The organism is Pseudoalteromonas sp. SR41-4, assembly GCF_014163985.1.
GTDB classification, from domain to species: domain Bacteria; phylum Pseudomonadota; class Gammaproteobacteria; order Enterobacterales; family Alteromonadaceae; genus Pseudoalteromonas; species Pseudoalteromonas rhizosphaerae.
Map to the genome: position 1 here is coordinate 106,039 of NZ_JACJEI010000013.1, position 18,848 is coordinate 124,886.

Annotated in this window: 21 protein-coding genes; 10 read left to right on the forward strand and 11 right to left on the reverse strand. The window is 40.3% G+C overall.

Annotated features, from left to right (window positions below; all coding sequences use genetic code 11):
- Positions 1-85: 85 nt before the first annotated feature.
- Positions 86-1,558, reverse strand: a complete 1,473-nt coding sequence (ilvC, locus tag H5180_RS12290) for a ketol-acid reductoisomerase (protein ID WP_145239254.1) — start codon at positions 1,556-1,558, stop codon at positions 86-88.
- Positions 1,559-1,722: 164 nt separating this feature from the next.
- Here ilvC and ilvY point away from each other — a divergent pair, with 164 nt between their 5' ends.
- The 5 genes from ilvY to H5180_RS12315 all read left to right on the forward strand — a co-directional run bounded on the left by ilvY (position 1,723) and on the right by H5180_RS12315 (position 5,987).
- Entirely contained in the window at positions 1,723-2,637 is a 915-nt protein-coding gene (gene ilvY / locus H5180_RS12295) for an HTH-type transcriptional activator IlvY (RefSeq protein ID WP_145239251.1), read from the forward strand.
- Between the two features lie 152 nt (positions 2,638-2,789).
- Positions 2,790-3,650 carry a MipA/OmpV family protein gene (locus H5180_RS12300; protein WP_145239249.1) on the forward strand — a complete coding sequence of 287 codons (861 nt, stop codon included), beginning with the start codon at positions 2,790-2,792 and terminating at the stop codon, positions 3,648-3,650.
- Position 3,651: 1 nt separating this feature from the next.
- Complete coding sequence (locus H5180_RS12305; RefSeq protein WP_145239246.1) at positions 3,652-4,038, forward strand: DUF3019 domain-containing protein; 387 nt, start codon at positions 3,652-3,654, stop codon at positions 4,036-4,038.
- Positions 4,039-4,052: 14 nt separating this feature from the next.
- On the forward strand, positions 4,053-4,745 hold the full coding sequence (locus H5180_RS12310; protein ID WP_145239242.1) for a response regulator: 693 nt from the start codon (positions 4,053-4,055) through the stop codon (positions 4,743-4,745).
- A 6-nt stretch (positions 4,746-4,751) separates the two neighbouring features.
- Positions 4,752-5,987 carry an ATP-binding protein gene (locus H5180_RS12315; protein ID WP_145239239.1) on the forward strand — a complete coding sequence of 412 codons (1,236 nt, stop codon included), beginning with the start codon at positions 4,752-4,754 and terminating at the stop codon, positions 5,985-5,987.
- Between the two features lie 171 nt (positions 5,988-6,158).
- On the opposite strand, the gene H5180_RS12320 is transcribed toward H5180_RS12315, so the two are convergent.
- The 3 genes from H5180_RS12320 to H5180_RS12330 form a co-directional block, all read right to left on the reverse strand.
- On the reverse strand, positions 6,159-6,377 hold the full coding sequence (locus H5180_RS12320; protein WP_145239236.1) for a DUF3820 family protein: 219 nt from the start codon (positions 6,375-6,377) through the stop codon (positions 6,159-6,161).
- 116 nt (positions 6,378-6,493) lie between these two features.
- Complete coding sequence (locus tag H5180_RS12325; RefSeq protein ID WP_145239233.1) at positions 6,494-6,775, reverse strand: hypothetical protein; 282 nt, start codon at positions 6,773-6,775, stop codon at positions 6,494-6,496.
- 287 nt (positions 6,776-7,062) lie between these two features.
- Positions 7,063-8,634: a cation:proton antiporter family protein gene (locus tag H5180_RS12330; RefSeq protein WP_182758314.1), complete on the reverse strand. Its 1,572-nt coding sequence runs from the start codon at positions 8,632-8,634 to the stop codon at positions 7,063-7,065.
- Positions 8,635-8,899: 265 nt separating this feature from the next.
- On the opposite strand from H5180_RS12330, the gene H5180_RS12335 reads away from it, so the two are divergent.
- A complete protein-coding gene (locus H5180_RS12335; protein WP_145239228.1) occupies positions 8,900-9,643 on the forward strand; it encodes a sporulation protein in 744 nt (247 codons plus the stop codon).
- A gap of 79 nt (positions 9,644-9,722) precedes the next feature.
- Positions 9,723-10,175, forward strand: a complete 453-nt coding sequence (locus tag H5180_RS12340) for a GNAT family N-acetyltransferase (RefSeq protein ID WP_145239226.1) — start codon at positions 9,723-9,725, stop codon at positions 10,173-10,175.
- Between the two features lie 16 nt (positions 10,176-10,191).
- On the opposite strand, the gene H5180_RS12345 is transcribed toward H5180_RS12340, so the two are convergent.
- The 6 genes from H5180_RS12345 to H5180_RS12370 form a co-directional block, all read right to left on the reverse strand.
- Positions 10,192-11,544: a sodium-dependent transporter gene (locus H5180_RS12345; protein WP_145239223.1), complete on the reverse strand. Its 1,353-nt coding sequence runs from the start codon at positions 11,542-11,544 to the stop codon at positions 10,192-10,194.
- A gap of 216 nt (positions 11,545-11,760) precedes the next feature.
- Complete coding sequence (locus H5180_RS12350) at positions 11,761-13,056, reverse strand: ATP-binding protein (protein ID WP_145239220.1); 1,296 nt, start codon at positions 13,054-13,056, stop codon at positions 11,761-11,763.
- Positions 13,057-13,084: 28 nt separating this feature from the next.
- The gene (locus tag H5180_RS12355; protein ID WP_145239217.1) at positions 13,085-13,789 is read right to left on the reverse strand and encodes a response regulator transcription factor; all 705 of its coding nucleotides are present in this window, start codon (positions 13,787-13,789) and stop codon (positions 13,085-13,087) included.
- Between the two features lie 13 nt (positions 13,790-13,802).
- On the reverse strand, positions 13,803-14,195 hold the full coding sequence (locus H5180_RS12360) for a DUF3019 domain-containing protein (protein ID WP_145239213.1): 393 nt from the start codon (positions 14,193-14,195) through the stop codon (positions 13,803-13,805).
- Positions 14,185-15,042 carry a MipA/OmpV family protein gene (locus H5180_RS12365; protein WP_145239210.1) on the reverse strand — a complete coding sequence of 286 codons (858 nt, stop codon included), beginning with the start codon at positions 15,040-15,042 and terminating at the stop codon, positions 14,185-14,187. Before H5180_RS12365 ends, H5180_RS12360 begins: the two co-directional genes overlap by 11 nt.
- A 104-nt stretch (positions 15,043-15,146) precedes the next feature.
- Positions 15,147-15,950, reverse strand: a complete 804-nt coding sequence (locus H5180_RS12370) for a hypothetical protein (RefSeq protein ID WP_182758320.1) — start codon at positions 15,948-15,950, stop codon at positions 15,147-15,149.
- A 116-nt stretch (positions 15,951-16,066) separates the two neighbouring features.
- On the opposite strand from H5180_RS12370, the gene H5180_RS12375 reads away from it, so the two are divergent.
- Positions 16,067-17,245 carry a serine hydrolase gene (locus H5180_RS12375; protein ID WP_182758315.1) on the forward strand — a complete coding sequence of 393 codons (1,179 nt, stop codon included), beginning with the start codon at positions 16,067-16,069 and terminating at the stop codon, positions 17,243-17,245.
- Entirely contained in the window at positions 17,242-17,718 is a 477-nt protein-coding gene (locus tag H5180_RS12380; protein WP_145239204.1) for a histidine phosphatase family protein, read from the forward strand. Before H5180_RS12375 ends, H5180_RS12380 begins: the two co-directional genes overlap by 4 nt.
- A gap of 93 nt (positions 17,719-17,811) precedes the next feature.
- Here H5180_RS12380 and yhbY read toward each other — a convergent pair whose 3' ends face one another.
- Positions 17,812-18,108, reverse strand: a complete 297-nt coding sequence (yhbY, locus tag H5180_RS12385) for a ribosome assembly RNA-binding protein YhbY (RefSeq protein WP_016707974.1) — start codon at positions 18,106-18,108, stop codon at positions 17,812-17,814.
- Positions 18,109-18,196: 88 nt separating this feature from the next.
- Between yhbY and rlmE the strand changes: the two genes are divergently transcribed.
- The gene (gene rlmE, locus H5180_RS12390) at positions 18,197-18,826 is read left to right on the forward strand and encodes a 23S rRNA (uridine(2552)-2'-O)-methyltransferase RlmE (RefSeq protein ID WP_145239201.1); all 630 of its coding nucleotides are present in this window, start codon (positions 18,197-18,199) and stop codon (positions 18,824-18,826) included.
- Positions 18,827-18,848: the final 22 nt, after the last annotated feature.

Genomic DNA, 18,848 nt, shown 5'->3' on the forward strand with positions numbered 1-18,848 from the left:
TTGACAAAGTAAATAAAATGAAAAAGCCCACTGCGTTTAGCATGTGGGCTTGGTTTCTAACAAGCGAAATTGTTACTTTCCAGGGTTAAACAATTTTCTTCATTGCTGACATGTAGCCACGCAATTTGGTACCAATGATTTCAACAGGGTGCTCACGCAGCGACTTGTTGATTGCAATTAGTGTTTGGTTATCAACATGATTACAGCGCTCGCCTAAGCCTCTACCAATCACATCAGTATCGATGTTTTGCATAAAGTCTTGTAACAGTGGCAAACATGCGTGATTGTATAAGTAGCAACCATACTCTGCTGTATCGGAGATCGTGCGGTTCATTTCGAATAATTTTTTACGCGCAATGGTATTGGCAATTAATGGCGTTTCATGTAGCGATTCATAATATGCTGACTCAGCGATAATACCTGCAGCAGTCATGGTCTCAAACGCTAATTCCACACCGGCTTTCACCATTGCAACCATCAAGATACCGTTATCAAAAAACTCTTGTTCGCTGATTTCAACATCACCTGCTGGGGTTTTTTCAAAATTTGTTTCAGCTGTTTCTGCACGCCATTTCAAAAGGTTTGCATCATCATTCGCCCAATCTTCCATCATTACACGAGAGAACGTGCCATCGATGATGTCGTCTTGGTGTTTATTGTAAAGCGGGCGCATGATTACTTTTAATTCTTCACTTAATTCAAACGCTTTTACTTTCGCTGGGTTTGATAAACGGTCAAGCATATTGGTAACGCCGCCGTATTTAAGTGCTTCAGTAACCACTTCCCAACCGTATTGAATTAGTTTTGATGCGTAACCGGCGTCTATACCTTTTTCGATCATCTTATCAAAACATAAAATTGAGCCTGTCTGTAACATGCCGCAAAGAATTGTTTGCTCACCCATTAGGTCTGATTTTACTTCAGCAATAAATGAAGACTTTAATACCCCAGCGCGATGACCGCCAGTACCCGCTGCATAAGCTTTAGCCTGGGCTAGACCATGTCCCTGAGGATCATTTTCTGGGTGAACAGCAATAAGAGTTGGGACACCAAAACCGCGTTTATACTCTTCACGAACCTCAGAGCCTGGGCACTTAGGTGCAACCATGATCACAGTGATATCATCACGTACTTGCATACCTTCTTCAACAATGTTGAAGCCATGAGAATAAGCAAGCGTAGAGCCTTGTTTCATCATCGGCATGATTGCGTTTACAACCGCAGTATGCTGTTTATCAGGTGTTAGGTTTAACACAACATCAGCAGTAGGGATCAATTCTTCGTAAGTACCTACAGTAAAACCATTTTCTGACGCATTAAGAAATGATTGACGACGTTCGCTGATTGCAGAATCACGCAATGTGTAGGCAACATCTAAACCTGAATCTCGTAAGTTCAGTCCTTGGTTTAAACCTTGCGCACCACACCCAACAATAACAAGTTTTTTGCCTTTAAGTGCTTCAACACCATCGGCAAATTCAGCCGGATCCATAAATTCACATTGTGCTAGTTGTGCTAACTGCTCGCGTAAGGGAAGAGTATTAAAATAATTCGCCATTGTTAGTATCCTATAAATTTCGTATTTGTTAGATGCAAGCGCTTGCTGCTTTGCTTAAAGTCACCATAAGGAATTTTTACCCTTGCGTAAAATGATATATTTGCATTAAAGTATTTCAAAAAATGAAATGCTTTAATTAATAACCGCTAACTATTGGGATCACTATGGACCATAAACGATTACATTACTTTCTGGCACTTGCCAAAACCTTACATTTTGCCCGTGCCAGCGAGTTATGCCACATAAGTGCTCCCACCTTAAGTCGCAATATTAAACAGTTAGAGGATGAAGTTGGAGTCGCATTATTCAGTCGCGATAATCGCAGTGTAAAGTTAACAGCTGAAGGAGAATCGTTTATCGACTATGCAACGGCTACGTTAGCTAATTGGCAGCGTTTTCGAGCAAATGTACAAAATCCTGAGCAAACTATTTACGGTAAAGTAAGCATTTACTGTTCAGTAACTGCCTCTTATAGTTTTTTGCATCAACTATTAGAGCAACTGCGTTTGCAACATCAACATATAGAAATAAAGCTTAATACTGGCGATCCCGCAGTGGCAATAAACCGTGTGCTTGACGGACACGAAGCCATGGCAATTGCCGCAAAGCCTGATAAATTACCGACGCAAATTGCATTTGCCAGTATTGGTTATTCATCCTTGGTATTTATCGCGCCACGTATTCCGTCGTTGCTCACTGAAAAACTGGCCCAGTTTGGCGATAAGATAGATTGGTCTGAGCTTGAGTTTATAGTGCCAGAGCAAGGTTTTACTCGTCAAAGGTTAGAGCTGTGGTGGCGTAAGCACGGTATTAATGCAAAGATCTATGCGCAAGTAGCGGGGCATGAAGCTATGGTGTCAATGGTGAGTTTAGGGCTAGGCATTGCCATGGTGCCAAAAATTGTTTTAGATAATAGCCCATTAAAAGATCGCGTTCAGGTGATCAGTGATCAAAAAGAGGCCCCTGCCGGGTTTGAGATTGGTTTGGCAGTATTACGTAAAGAGTTACCAGATGCCGCGTTAAATGCATTATGGGAGATTGCTCAATCACTGAAAAACGTTAATAGCTTAGCTCCTTAGCCGAGTCTAAATACGCAGATGTAAAGTTTATTTACCTTGAATCGTTCCATATGTATCAAAAGTGTGAATGATTGTAATCGTCTAGGGATTAGTTATTAATACCTTGCTATGATAACGATATTGGGTTGTCTCTTTTGGCATAAATAACAACAATGAAGTCGATAGTTAATATTCTTACTGCGCTTTGCATCTCTGTATGGCTTACAGTACCTTGTTTTGCACAGCCATCAGAAATTGAGCCTGTGCAGGATATAACAACAGGGCAGTGGCACTTGAGCCTTAACACGGGATTAGGAGTCATAACAAATCCATTAGCTGGTGGAGGTGATTTACCATTAGTGTTGATCCCAGATATAGCTTATTACGGTGAACAGTTCTTTTTTGATAATGGTCGCTTAGGCTATAGCCTGATACAAGACTCCCCACATACCTTTAATCTAGTCACTGAGTTTAATTCGGAAACTCGTTTTTTTGTTGATTGGCATCCAAGTAACATTTTTGCATTTAGATCAGAAAGTTCATTTACGAACAGTGAAAATGAACTTCAAATCCAACAACCTAGTCTAGATATCAGTGAGCTTGATAAACGTAAATGGGCACTCGATGCTGGCCTGAGTTACCATTATAACTATCAGCAGCATGTATTTTCCGTGCAGGCATTAGCTGATGTATCCGGAGTGTATGACGGGTGGCGAAGTGCACTGCAGTGGCAAATGCACAAGAACATTGGTGAGTTACAGATTAAGCCGACTATTGGCATCTGGTATAAATCGGCAGCACTGAATGCATATTTTTATGGCGTAACAGAAAAAGAGTCTCCAGTTCGTGCAATTGAGGTTGGCAGTAGTTGGCAGCCTTATGCTAAAATAGATGCCCGCTGGCCCTTAAATGGAGCCAACTCATTGCGTTTTCATCTGGCTTATTATGATTATTCCGCCTTAGCTGACGACAGTCCGCTGTTTGAACAAACGTATTCTCTGACTGCCTTTATAGGGTTTGATCATATTTTTTAATATGAAGTATTTACAACTTGGTGCGTGCGTCATTTTTTTGTTGGTATGGCCAAAGTTAGCTGTCGCAAAAAAAGATATATTAACAGTTACTCCAAAAGTCTGTGTGGTTTCCGAACAACAAGACTTTTGCGATGTTGATGTAAAATTTGCTTTAAATATGCCCCATAAAATGGACGTTTGTTTATACAGCGAAGATCAACAACTGCAATGTTGGCAACAGGTTACCTTAGAAGAATTCAATCATAAAGCGCGTGTTCAGGTTGAAACCATATACTCCCTAGTCAATCCTCACACGGATGAATTACTGGCGACAACACGCATTGAAGTACAGAGCACTCGCGCTAAAACAACTCGGCGCCGATTACGTTCTCCGTGGAGCTTTTTTTAATCTTGGAGCTGCAAATGGCAAAGATCTTACTTGTAGAAGATGATTTAGGGTTACAGCAATTAACCCGTGACTATCTTGAAAATAATGGCCTTGAAGTGGCGGTGCTAGACCGTGGCGATGAAGTGTTTAGTTACCTTGAAAACAATCCGGTTGATTTGATGATCCTCGATGTGATGCTGCCAGGTAAAGATGGCTTTAGTGTTTGTCGTCAAGTCAGAGATAAATTTAGCTTACCAATATTAATGTTGACCGCCAAAGGTGAAGACTTTGATCAAGTCATTGGTTTGGAACTTGGTGCCGATGATTATGTTATTAAGCCAGCTGAGCCAAGAGTATTGCTTGCCCGTATTAATGCGCTATTACGCCGTGGCCAAGCATCAGTAAAAGCGCCAGAAGAATTACAATTTGGCGATTTATGTATTGATAAAACCAGCCGTATTGTTCGCTTAAAGAATAACGAAATCACCCTCACTTCCCATGAATTTGAATTACTGTGGTTATTAGCTTCAAATTCCGGTGAAGTACTAAGTCGTGAACATGTTCATCAACACATGATTGGTCGCCAATATGATGGATTAGACCGCACCGTAGATGTACGTGTATCTCGGATCCGTAAAAAATTAGGTGATAACAGCGATAAACCATACCGTATTAAAACCGTTTGGGGACAAGGCTACTTATTTGTCTCCGATGCATGGGGTATGTAACTATTAATGGGGAAACTATTTGCAAGTTTATATGTGTATATTATAGTTTCCCTGTTTTTAGTCAGTGGGGTAATTGAACAACTTTGGCCCTATGAAGACAGTCAACAACAAATTGCGCTCGATGATGAGTTTGGTCAATCCCTATGGCTATTAGCGCAAACCCCGCAAGGGCTTACTAAAATAGCCACTCGCTTTCAAAGTGAAATAGTACAAAAACAAGACCTAATGTTGCCCGCACAACAACAACAAGAACTTAACCTACATAATTATATTTATCTATTTGATCAACAACAGCGAGCTATCTGGTATATCGTTGTTGATAATGAGCAATTATTGCAAGTGGGTCCAATTACCGTTTCTGCGCCAGTATTCTCATCCGTTTGGCCTTATCTATTATTATTGTGTGTCGTTGGGATCCCTGTTGGCTTATGGAGTTTTTTACTGTGGCGTGATTTTGCTAAGTTGCGACTGGCCTGTGAAGCCGTTGGTGGATCACAAGACTTTGAGCTGAGCGCCACCTCGAAATCATTCTTTTTACCAATTACCGACACCTTAAGTGCTATGCAGCAGCGTATTCAGCATTTATTAACCGCTCAACAAGAACTTACATCGTCGGTATCGCATGAGTTTAGAACGCCACTGGCACGTTTAAAATTTGCGTTGGCAATGCTTGAGGATAAAGTAGCTGACGAAAAAGCCTTTGAATATATCGATAACATGCAATTAGATATTGTGGAGTTAGAGTCGTTAGTTAAAGAAATGCTTGATTATGCTCGCCTTGATAGCCAACAACCTAATCTTACGGTGCAAACATGTAACTTAGTGCAGCTAGTAGAAAGTGTTGTCACTAAACTTGATTTTGCTACGCAAATAAAACTCAATATGCAATTACCAGCTTTATGCAGTTACACTTGTGACAGTCACTTTATCGCCCGCAGTATCCAAAACTTAGTAGGCAATGCGTTGAAATATGCTCGTCACGAAGTGCGAATTAGCTTAGTTGAAAATACTGGGCAGTTAATTTTATCGGTCGAAGACGATGGCCCTGGCATTGAACAATCACAATGGGATGCAGTGTTTAAACCTTTTGCCCGACTTGATAAAAGTCGCGATAAAAAGACTGGAGGCTTTGGGCTTGGTTTAGCCATTGTGGCAAAAATAGTGTCTTGGCACCAAGGCAGCTGTACGATATCGAATTCAGAATTAGGTGGCGCCAAATTTACAATCTATTTGCCTAAGTAACCAGAGTTCAGGGTAAGTAACTCCTTTTCTATTGCTATATCTGTGGCTAAATTGATACTCAAAAAAAAAGCGCCTAATAGGCGCTTTTCTGCGGTTAAAACCAAAATCAACAAGTAGCAAAAGAGTAGACTTCACTTTGCTAAGTAAGTTCCATTATTTATTACTTTTAATTTATTTATGTGTTTTTAAAAGCGGCATGAGCATCTGCTCCAAGCCATTGAGTTTAACTTCATACATCATTGCTAATTGAGCACCGAGTGTGCCGTGAGGAAATCCTTGCTGCTTAAACCAGACCAAGTATGGTTCTGGTAATAGCAGCAAAGGGCGGCCTGCGTATTTACCAAATGGCATTTTTGTATTGATCGCTGTTTTTAAAAGCTCTGGATCCATGATTAACTTAATTTGCTAGATTATGCGTGAAGTGTATTACAAAAGAGGGTGAGAAAATAGGCTGTGACGGGCAAGAAACAGCCTATTTAATGAGGGGAGTAGGCCCTCATAATTTACTAATGGATCTGATATTGATGCTTTTTGGTAAATCCAAGTTGTTTAAGTTTGTTTATAATTGACGGATCATCGATGCGGCTTGGTGTTTCGCTATCACGTAAGAAATGATTTTCCGGCACTTGATATATATCGAGCATTTTTTGAAATAGCACTGCGCGCATTGTTAACGCTGTCATTCCATTTCTTTGTATTTCATCAAGACGATTTTGAAGCTCAACCAGTTTTGGGTTATTTACATCATCCGCCACTGTCTGAAACTGTGTAGCAAACTTATTCTTCATCTAAAAACCTTATTTAATAGCAAAAGACAAAATGCCGATAAATACGTATTCAAAAACACGAGAAGGCTTTTTTTGTGCTAAAAATAGATACTTACGTATTACTCAACAAATGCAGTTTACTCTTTTTTCATGGGTAAATGCCAATCTGGATGTAAAGCTTTGTAAATGCGCTTGACTCTTATTTGGGGACTTTTGCGACGTTGTTTCAGGCGGTTATATATAAGGATATGAAAATTAAATGAAAATAGTTCTCAGTACCTTTTGTGGTGCTGAGAACTTTATTTATATTATGGAAATAATTTTTGTTTTACATGCTCAGCGAAGCCACTACCGGCCTCTAAATAGAAGTTATAAGTAGAGTCAACGCCCATATCTTCAAGTTCTTTTTGCTGATCTGGATAGTTAGCAATGGCAGTAACTTGACCTTGGTAACCCGAAGCACGCAATTGCTCCAAAGCAAAAATGTTTTGCATATGTTTTGGCATCGCGAGCATGATCATCTCTACATGGGAGTGATTTACCCGTTGCCAAAAGTCTGGATCGGTTGCATCTGCCAAGAGCGCCTTACGGCCTCGTGAAACATGCTTCTCGACCACTTCTGGCTTGATGTCTACTCCAGCTACAACGCCAGGATGGGTGATGTTAATTGTTTCATATGCACCGGTGCCAATACGACCCATACCAAAAATAACAATCTTGGTGTCATTTAAGTTCACAGGAAGTTCTTCTGCTAAGCGAGTAGGGCTTTCAAAACGTATGAGCCAAGCTTCGATTTTTACATAAATTTCGTTTGAACGTTTATTTAGTGGGGATGCAATGATAAAGGTCATTGATACTGCAATAGCCATAACAGCCAACCACTCAGATGTGATTAACCCGCTACTGGCAGCAACCATACAGACTATCAAGCCAAACTCGCTGTAGTTAGCTAAGGTAAATGCACTCAATAAGGAGGTACGAGCGCGTAACTTAAAGGCATTCGTTAGTATATAATACAGGGCAACTTTGACTGGTAGCACCAATATAATAATAAGCGCTATAAGTAATGAGTTGAGTGTCAGATCAGCACCTAAACCAATTGTTAAGAAAAACCCAACTAATAAAATTTCTTTTAAATTAAGCAGTGATTTTGCAAGCTCACTGGCTTTTTTATGAGGAGCAAAGATCATACCGATGATCAACGCGCCTAAATCACCTTTCAAGCCTGCAAATTCAAATGCATGATAGCCAACGACAAGTGCAAAGAAAAAGCCAAACAAAGGTAATAGCTCACCATGTTTAGAACGATTTAACACCCAAAACATGACTGGGCGTAATAATGGCAAGGCAACTAATAGCGCAAAAGCCCAACCGTTGGGGATTTTACCTGTGCTGATGGCTAAAAATATCACTGCAAAGATATCTTGCATAACCAAAATACCAATGGCTATTTTGCCGTGAAGGCTGGCCATTTCGCCACGTTCTTCAAGTACTTTTACAGCAAAAACTGTGCTAGAAAAGCTAAAAGCAAAACCAACAAGCAACGCACTTTGCCAACTTAGGTCTGCAAATAATGGCAACGAAAGTGCGCCTAAGAACAGCATCAAACTGCAAAAAATAGCGCTACTAATAATAATATGTAAAGAGGCAGGGGCCCAAACTTGTGGCTTAATAAGATGGCTAACTTTTAGTTTCAGACCAATACTAAATAGTAATAACGTGATCCCTAAATTAGCAATCGTATTAAGTAGCTCAGTGGTTTTAAAGCCAGATAAGTTCAGTACAAAGCCAGCAATCAAAAAACCGATTAGCGGAGGAAGTTTAAGTTGGTACACGGCAAAGCCACACACAAATGCGACAGCAAAATATAATAGTTCCATAATTCTTAATATCACTTCATTTGGTTACCTAGTGTAGCGAAATATCAGCATTTTTGAAAATCATTCGTGTATATTATGCATATAAATTGCGCGCATAGAGATATACCTGTGTATGAAAAACACTCGTTTAGTTAATTATTCTGCTAAAAACTCAAAAAATAGTTATTTTTTCACTGACAGCAGCTTTTAAATATGGTTAAGATGCAGTAACAAAGGAATTTAAGCGTGATTCAGGTTTAGGTGAATTAAGCTTAAGGAGAAATAGATGTTTAAAAAAATTCTTGCATCAGTCGGTATTGGTGCAGCAACAGTAGATACCGTGCTTGAAACTGAGCATTTACAACCTGGGCAATTATTTAATGCCCAAATAGTGATCACCGCAGGGGATGTTAGCCAAGCAATAACAGGTCTTGATTTAGCATTAATGACGCGCGTAAAAGTGGAAGGTGAAGACGGTGCTTATTTTACCAATCATATTATTGATAAGTGGCGTATAACCGATATTGGTACAATTGAACCTGGTCAACAAAAACACATTCCGTTTGAAGCGCGCTTACATTCAGAAACACCGATCACCGAAATCAACGCCGGTTATAACCAATCACATGTGTGGCTTGAAACAGGTTTAGATATTGATTTAGCACTTGATCCTACGGATAAAGATCATCTTCATATTTATCCAAATGATGCCGTAACTACTTTTATGCAAGCGATGGATAAACTGGGTTTTAGCTTGGTAAAAGCGGATGTTGAAAAGGGCTTCTTACGTGCTAGTACGTTTAACTCTGTCTCTGGTTGTTATCAAGAGCTGGAATATAAACCAAATAGCCGTAGCTTGTTCGGTATTCAAGAGATTGAACTATCGTTTGTGCCTGAAGCTCATAAAACTCATGTTTTAATTGAGCTTGACCGTGGTTTTCGTGGTGATGGCTATGTTGACCTGACGATTGAACATGATCACGTTAATCTTTCGCATTTATGTGATCAATTAGAACGTTTGCTTGCCTAGCTATTCAGAGCTCGGTTAGTTAGCTAAGCGTAATAAGTAGCCCAGTATTGACTGGGCTTTTTTTATGTTAGGAGTTTTTATGCGATTAACAACAAAACCATTTTCTCAACTGTCTGCGCAGGTACTGTTTACTATCATGCGCACGCGGGTTGATGTATTTGTAGTTGAGCAGCAATGCCCATACCCTGAATTAGACGATATCGATTGCACTGCAACAACTCAGCATCTCTATTGGCTCGAGGCTGAACAATTAGCTGCATACGCACGTTGTTATGAGAAAAATGAGCAGTACAGCGCTATTGGTCGCGTGCTGGTTGAAAAATCACAACGGGGTAAGGGGTTGGCAGTGTTATTGGTTAAAGAGGCGATCCAGTGTTGCTTTACGCATTGGCCGAACAAGGATATATACATTGGCGCGCAAACCTATTTACTCGCGTTTTATCAGTCGCTGGGTTTTCAGTGTATTGGCGAGCCTTATTTAGAAGATGGTATTGCACATCAAGATATGATTTTAAAAAACCGCTCCGTGTAAAGAGCGGTTTTTTGAGTTAGCCTAATAGCGAGCTGACAAACACTAAACCAATTGCAATTGGGCAAATGAATTTAATATACCATGGCCATATTTTCCAAAATAGGCTGGTAGCAACTTCTGGGCAGCCTTGTTGTATTTCGTTTAATAGTGAGTTGCGATACCAAATCCAGCCGACAAACAAGCAACACATTAAACCAAGAATAGGCTGACCAAATTTAGTTGTGAGCGCAATAACTAAACCAAACAGCGCATTAAAGTTCAGGACTATCGTAAAGCTCACCAATGCTATAATCGTTCCTATTAACCAAGTGGCTTTTACACGGCCAAGATCAAAGCGCTCTACCGCATACGAAACCGGTGCTTCAAGCATTGAAATAGACGATGTCAGTGCAGCTATACTCATCAATGCAAAAAAGGCAAAGCCAACGAATAAACCAATGGTGCCCATGCCATCAAAAAGAGCGGGTAATACTTGAAATACTAAAGTGTCTTCAGAAAGCAACTCTCCAGTAGCTGAGAATATTTCCACCCCTTGTGCCTGCGCAACGTACATCGCAGGGATAATTAGTAACCCAGCAACAAAAGCAATAAACACATCAATAAGGGTAACGTAGGCGCCAAGTGAGACTAAATTTTCTTTTTTACTAATGTAGGAGCCATAAATGATCATCACACTGGTGCCCAATGACAATGAAAAGAATGCTTGCCCCAGTGCACTAACAAGTAATTCAGGGTCTAAAATAGAGCTAAAATCAGGTACTAAATAGGCTTTAAGGCCTGTCATAGCACCTTCTTGCATCAGCACATAAACAATCAGTGCAAATAAAATAGTCAGCAGTGCGGGCATTAAGCGTTTCGACCACTTTTCAATGCCGTTTTCTACTCCGCGGCTAATGATTGCGACAGTAAGAATAATAAACCCAGCTGTAAATATAAGGTTTCTAGAGAGTGACTGTTCACTTAACCAAGTTGAAGAGCTCTCACTGCCCACTAAAGTCGCAATGGGCTCTAGAGTGGCACTGATCATCCAACCGGCGACAATGGCATAAAAGCTGAGGATCAGTCCGGCACATATGATACCGCCAAAACCGACCACAAACGCAAAGCGTTTTTGGAACGGGTTATTTGAAATTTTCCGCAATGAACTAACCGCATTGGCCTGACCATGGCGCCCAATCGTTAGTTCTGCCATCAGTGCTGGGTAAGCCAAACAAAATGCCAATACAAGGTAAGCAATTAAAAAGGCTGCGCCTCCATTGCTAGCTGTTTGTGTAGGGAAACCCCAAATATTACCAAGACCTACTGCAGATCCTGCTGCGGCCATAATGAATCCAAAACGGGAGCTAAACTCCCCTCTGACTGCGCTCATAATTATTTTTTCTTCTCTATATAGTGACGGCGCTGACAATCTACTGTAAATGTTAAAAAATAAAAAGCCCTTATTTTTAGCTGCAGCCGTGCAGAATTAACGCATGACTGTATTTACAAAATTTAGAATGCCAATGCTGTTAACATTGTTTGTTTAAGTTATTGTTATCTAATCATAATGAGGTGGTTTACGATGCTGTAAACTGTAACATAAAAGTTACAACTGTTCCGGGTTATGTATTTTAAGGGTAAGGCATGCCCCCGTTAGGTGTTTACTACGATTTACGCTTACACTGCCATGATGCCAATCAGCTACTTTAGCAACAATGGCAAGTCCTAGGCCATAACTTTGATCGGCCCGATTGCGATGACTCTGTTCTTGAAAAAAAGGGCTAAAAACTTTGTGCCAATTTTGCTCTTCGATACCTGGGCCATCATCCTCAACGGTGATAATAAGTGTTTGCTCTTTAATCGATGCCGTGAGAATAATTTTTTGTTTGGCAAAGTCACAGGCATTGCTAAGCAGATTAGTGATTGCGCGAGCTAACCAGTGTAAATCTGCATAAATATGAGAATTATCATGACAGATAAGCTGTAAATCAAGTTGTTGCTGTACTAACTTAGGCTCTAGTTGCTGTATTAGGGTGCTTAGGTAGCTGTTTAACTCAGTGTGTGAGTAGGTCAGTTGGTTGGCTTTTTGCTCAAGCGTGGCAAATGCTAAATAACTTTTCAACATTGATTCCATTTGGTCTAAATCAGCTTCCATACGATTTAAATAATGTTTTATTTTTTCTTCGTTATGACTATCTAGTGCCGCATCTAAGCCAAATCGTAGGCAGGCAATGGGGGTGCGTATATCATGAGATAAACTCGAGGCCATCAGTTTATTTTCATCGAGTAATTTTTCGATCTGGCTTGCCATGCGGTTAAAAGTAAGCTCAACATCTTTAATGTAAGTGAAATGGGATACCCGAATGCGAGCATGTAAGTCGCCACTGGCAAACTTTTTAGCTGCGTCATTAACCACGCCTAGTCGTTTAGCTAATGGTGCAATAATAAACCCCATAAACACACATAACCCAGCGTAAAACATTAAGGTAAGTAACATATCATTTTGTTGATCTTGTTCGTGGGATTTTTCCAAACGTAATTTAAGATGAAAAGGCGCAAGCAAATCATTACTGTAGAGTAGGTAATACCCTTCTTGATCTTCTAAAATCAGTCCGCCTTCAGCATTGATCTCTTCTAGCAGTGATGGTGGCAGCGCTAAAGATTGCGTGGCTCGATAACTTAATCCCAACGAAAACTGTTGTGCAAGTAAGGCGGTGTAGTCTGCTCTTTGCATGAAGGGTTGGCTGGCAATTTGCTGGCTGAAGCCCATTAAAAGTTTACTTTGAAAGCCAAACTCATCCTGCGAGGTATGAGTTTGCTGACTAAAAGCATCAATTAACCAACCTAATATTACGATCGAGAGCAGGGCACTGGCTAATAAGGAGAGATAAAACTTTTTCATAGCATTTGCCAGTATACCTTAGCGGCGATCACCAAGCGCTTGCGACGAGTAAATAGCCTCGCCCCCAAATTGTTTTAATTTTTTCAGGTTGCTGCGGATCATCATTAAACTTTTTGCGCAGTGCAGAAATAAGCACATCGACACTACGATCAAGGCCATCGTATTCACGACCCTTGGTTGCTTTGAATACAGCATCTCGCGACACAACTTGCCCGGCGTTACAGGCTAAATAATGCAGTAATAAGTACTCGGCGCTGGAAACTCCTTGATCAATATTATTAATAAAAACGTTGCGAGATTGTGTATCAATTTTTAAAGAGCCAACTTGAATAATGGTATCATCCGTTTGCGACTCCGAATTGTCGTTATTGGCGCGCAGTGCCGCTTTGATCCGCGCAAGCAATGCACGCGGCCTGACCGGTTTCATTATGTAATCACTGGCACCGACTTCAAGACCAATCACTTCGTCCATTTCTTCGTCTCGAGCGGTTAGCATAATAATAGGGCTTTGGTAAAATTGACGTAGTTCACGACAGACACTAATACCGTCTTGGCCGGGGAGCATAATATCGAGTAAAATTAAGTCAGGCTTGAGCTCTTTTACATGACTGACAACTTGGTCGCCTCGCTCACAAATATGAGTTGTGTAGCCTTGCTCAGTTAAATACTCCGCCACCCACTGGGCTAAAGAGCCGTCATCTTCAACAAGTAATATTGTGCCGTAATTATCCATGCTTTATCTCGTTTTAAAAAAGCCGCCAGCGGCGTTTCTTTTGGCGATTTTGATACACCCATTGCAACTGTACTTGTGTTGAAGCAATGATCTTACCGGTATCGCTGTTTATTAACTCAAATGAAATGCTTTCAACAGAATCAAAAGCATAATTTAACTTTCCGCTATTTTGTCTAAGCCAGCATTGCATAATATGCTTCGATGTTGCATCACGTAAACAGTAATTACCGATGCTAGTTTGTTGCCAGCTTAGCTCTATATCAGCATAGCAACTGCGTCCTTCACGCAGTGCAACACAGGTGTCGGGCAACGCAATTAAACTACTGTCATGCGGTTCTTCACCATTGGCTAGTATTTGTTTTGCGTTTAGTAACAGTAATAAAATTACTGTGGTTTTAAAATACATAGCGCACGCCTACCATGGCTTTATGCTGATAACCCTGAGATACAATGGGACTGTTGGAAATTTCACTTGAAAACCAGGTTGACAGCCAGCCACCTAAAAATACCCAGTGTCGATTAAGTGGGTACTCGGCGTGGAATTCAAAAATCATACTCATGGCGCCGTCTGTTTGATAGACAGCACGAGTAGCGGTGGCTTCTTCTGATGTTATGCCAAAATAGTAATTGCTGAAATCTGCTGAGTAAGCGCTAATGCCAACACCGGTGCGAAACTCCCAGTTTTGCCACGGTAAAATATGGCTAAAAAAGCTATTTACGACCCAACCATTATGAGCATTAGAAATATCATGTAAGTATTCAAAGGAAATCTGTGAGTTTTCAAAGCGACGGGTAAGGCGTAAGCCGGTATCAAAGTCACTTTTTCTGGTTCGTATACCTTTAAGTTCAGGCACCACCCCACTGCTATAAAAGTCGAGTCCTGTTTCATCAAACCCAGCTTGCATATTGGTACCAAGAATATCAAGATCCCAATTATACTTATTGATGATGCTATAACCAATAATGATGCCGCCACTGAGTTGGCTGTGATCAATATCTAAATAAAAGCGTTCGTAAGAAACAGCAAGGTTAATATCAAGTTCTAGACCGTCACTGTAAGAATCCATTCCAACTAGATAAGAATCTTCAACATAATAGCCCGCACCCGCGCTCCAATCCCAAGCAAAGCCTGAGGTTGGCTCTAAGGTGTTATCAGCATAATAGCGATTACTGGCATTGCTAGAGGTGCTCCATAAACTCACACTGATCAGTAATAACAGTAGTTTCTGTAGAGTGTGTTGTTTACGTTGCATCCATGATCCAAATAAATTAAGCAGTTGTTAAGTGTATTATATTGTCAAAGAGTTCCTTTGATCTGTAAAAAAATGTAGCCAGTAGTCATTCTGTGGACATTGACTTAGTGTACTTTTATTTTATCGATCAAAATACTACTTAGATAATAGTGCATCATTGGTGTTAGAGCACTCACTTCAGTGCGATCACACGGTCCTTGAAGTTTAGTTAAGCTGGTCATTTTTGAAATGGTTTTATAGCTTGGTATACTGATCTCCTGATTGGCGCGGGCAAGACGTGCTTGATCAGTATTTTGTTGATGGATAAAAGTGGCTACTTCAAGTTCATTACTGATCACTTGTTCATCACTGAAGCTGTAAATAAGTGGTTCGCGATGGAAGCTCGCACTGTCGATTGAGGATTTTCCAAACCACACTACATCACCCGATGCACGATGGATCAGGCGCATGCTAACCTCTGCATTGATGGTTGAGCATTGTTGGATCGGATACAGTTGTGTTATTTGCGCAAATAAAGGATACGCTTTATTTGGTGGTTGTATTTGATATTCGGTATCTTCAATAAAGTTGAGCTCTAGCTGGTGTATAGCTAGGGTATAATCACTATTACCTTGATCAACGACACGTAAGTTCATAGTCGTTAATGCATCAGTTATTTGTTTAAATAGGGTATCCGTGACACTTGCTTTATCGGCAATAACTTGCACAGTTTGGTTACGAGTAATTTTATGCGCTGGTAATTGTACTGATTTTACTTTCGGTGAAGCATGTTCGGTTTCATAGGCTACTTGATAGCTTTGGCTTTTTAATTGCGGCTTGAGTGGCATTTCTAAAGGCGCAGCAGGTGGCGGCGCAGTCACACAAGCTGTTGTAATGAAAGTGAAAAAAACTATTGATAAATAACGTATAAACACTGTAAAACCCTTTGAAAGCTCGATAATCGGAATATTGTACGTTAGTCTTAATAAAACTTCATGGTATTATAAAGCTAAGAATGTCTTAATCTAGATAAAAATAATAAAAAATGAAGTCCTTTGTGTCGTTAATCAACTCCTTTTTTTTCGTTATCACGTTAGTGTTATTTCAATCGCAGGTTCATGCCAGCGAGCAACAGTGGCAAGAATTTGTTAATGATTACACACAACATCTCGAACATAAATTAAAAAGCAAAGGGATCCCAGGGGCTGCGTTGTCGATAGTTAATGGCCCTGATGATACGCATATACAAGGGTTTGGGGTAACAAAGCTAAATAAGGGCTTAGCAGTCAATGCCCATACTCGGTTTCGCTTAGCATCGGTATCTAAAACGTTTGCAGGCTCACTCAGTGCAAAGTTAGCCAATGAGGGGAAGTTTTCTTTAGACGACCCTGTCAGTAAATTTATTCCAGCCTTCGCCAATACGGATTACAAAAATAATTTAAAAGTTTTTCACTTACTCAGTCACTCCAGCGGTTTAGTACCTAATGCGTATGATAACTTGATTGAATCAAGAATGAGTTACCCTGATATAGTGCAAAAGTTGTTGAGTGTGGAACCTATTTGCCAGCCAGGGCAGTGCTATGGCTATCAAAATGTGATGTTTAGCTTAATTGCTGAAGTGATCAAAAGCAGTACTAAATTGGATTACTCTCGGTGGATGAGTGAATTTATATTTTCACCATTAAATATGAATGATGCAAGTCTGGGTTATACAGCGATGGTAACAGATGATAATTATGCTCATCCCCATGTAAGAGGGCGCAAACGCTGGCATACCGCAAAATTGAAAAAAAATTATTACAAGGTACTTCCCGCAGCCGGCGTTAATGCTAGTGCCAGTGATATGGCTATTTGGTTAAAAGCGCAGTTAGGATATTACCCAACGGTATTATCCAGTGCAGTGTTAGCCAGTCAAACTCGTCCTTATACGCATACAAAAAAAGAGTTACGGCGTCGAGTGTGGAAAAAGCACCTTAGCGAGGCCTATTATGGCTTAGGCTGGCGGGTTTACGACTATGATAATGAAACCATTTACTATCATAGCGGCTGGGTGCAAGGATATCGCAGTGACCTTGTAGTAATACCGCACTTAAACATAGGTTTCAGTCTGATCCTTAACGCCGAAACCGGTATCATTAATGAATTAACGACAGAGTTTATTGATCGTGTGTTGCTATTCAAACGCTCACAACAACTAGCAATGTATAAAGAGGAAGACAAATGAACTATATTTTAGCGAGCTTAATATTACTGTTTACTGCGAATTTAACAGCAGCACCGCAAAGTATTTTTTTGTTTCGCCATAGTGAAAAATTAACAGGCAACGATCCCCATCTTACGGATGCCGGCAAGCAACGGGCGCAGCAGTTAGTGAGTCTGCTTAGTAAAGTCCAGCCAACAGCAGTTTTTAGTACGGACTATAATCGCACTATCGAGACCGCAACTCCTATTGCTGAACATTTTAATATTACAATTCAAAGCTACGACCCTCGTGACTTAGCCGCATTTAAACACACTGTTTTAGCGCAAGATGGCGTAGTGGTGATTGTAGGCCATAGTAATACCACGCCAGAATTGGCAAAATTAATAGCGCAAATAGATGTTGAAAAGATGCCTGAAACTGAATTTAACCGCTATTTTATCTTACAAAGCGAAGCGCAAGGTTATCAGTTGAGTGATATGAAGATGAATTTTTGAGCAATGTAATATATTTATTTACAATTTATTGCAGTTGCGTCGCAGATATAAAAAAACCAGCAATTGCTGGTTTTTTTATAGCGGAATAGAAAATTAATTACGTGGTAATTGGATCTTCTTTTCTTCGCTTTGGCGATAAAGCACAAGGGTGTGGCCGATTGACTGTAATTTCTCAGCACCGGTTTCACGAATAATAGCTTCAAAAATCAGTGCTTTAGTCTCACGATCATCAGTAGGTACTTTTACTTTAATAAGTTCGTGGATTTCTAGAGCGCTTTGAATTTCAACTAATACACCTTCAGTTAAACCGTTAGAACCAAGAAGTACAACTGGTTTTAGAGAGTGTGCTTGACCTTTTAAAAACTGCTTTTGTTTGTTCGATAATTTCATGTTGTTACAAATTTTGCTGAATATGGCTTGAATTAAGGGTATTCTAACGCCATCTAGAGAATATTACTAATTAGTTGCGTGTTAATTTATGACGAATAAGAAACTTTCGGCCAGTTCACAGCGATGGTTGAAGGAACATTTTGATGATCCTTATGTTCACGAGGCACAAAAGAAAGGTTGGCGCTCTCGTGCGATTTTTAAACTCGACGAGATCCAAAATAAAGATAAATTACTACGCCCAGCCATGACTGTTGTTGATTTGGGAGCTGCGCCGGGAAGCTGGTCACAGTATTTAGCAGAAAAAGTAGGCGATAAAGGGCAGGTGATCGCTTGTGATATATTACCTATGGATTCATTGGCCGGCGTTGATTTTTTGCAAGGAGATTTCCGAGAAGAAGCTGTTTTAGATGCGTTATTAAATCGCATTAATGGTAAAAATGTTGATGTGGTGCTCTCTGATATGGCACCAAACATGAGTGGTAATAGCTCCGTTGACCAAGCTGGAAGCATGTATTTAGTGGAATTAGCATTAGATATGTGTAGCCAAGTTTTAAAGAAAAATGGTGCATTTGTTGTTAAAGTATTCCAAGGTGAAGGCTTTGATGAATTCTTAAAAACAGTGCGTGATAGCTTTAAAACTGTAAAAATCCGTAAACCCGACGCCTCACGTGCGCGATCACGTGAAGTATATATAGTAGCGACAGGCTACAAACTGTAGTACAGTTGTCAGGCGTTTAGTT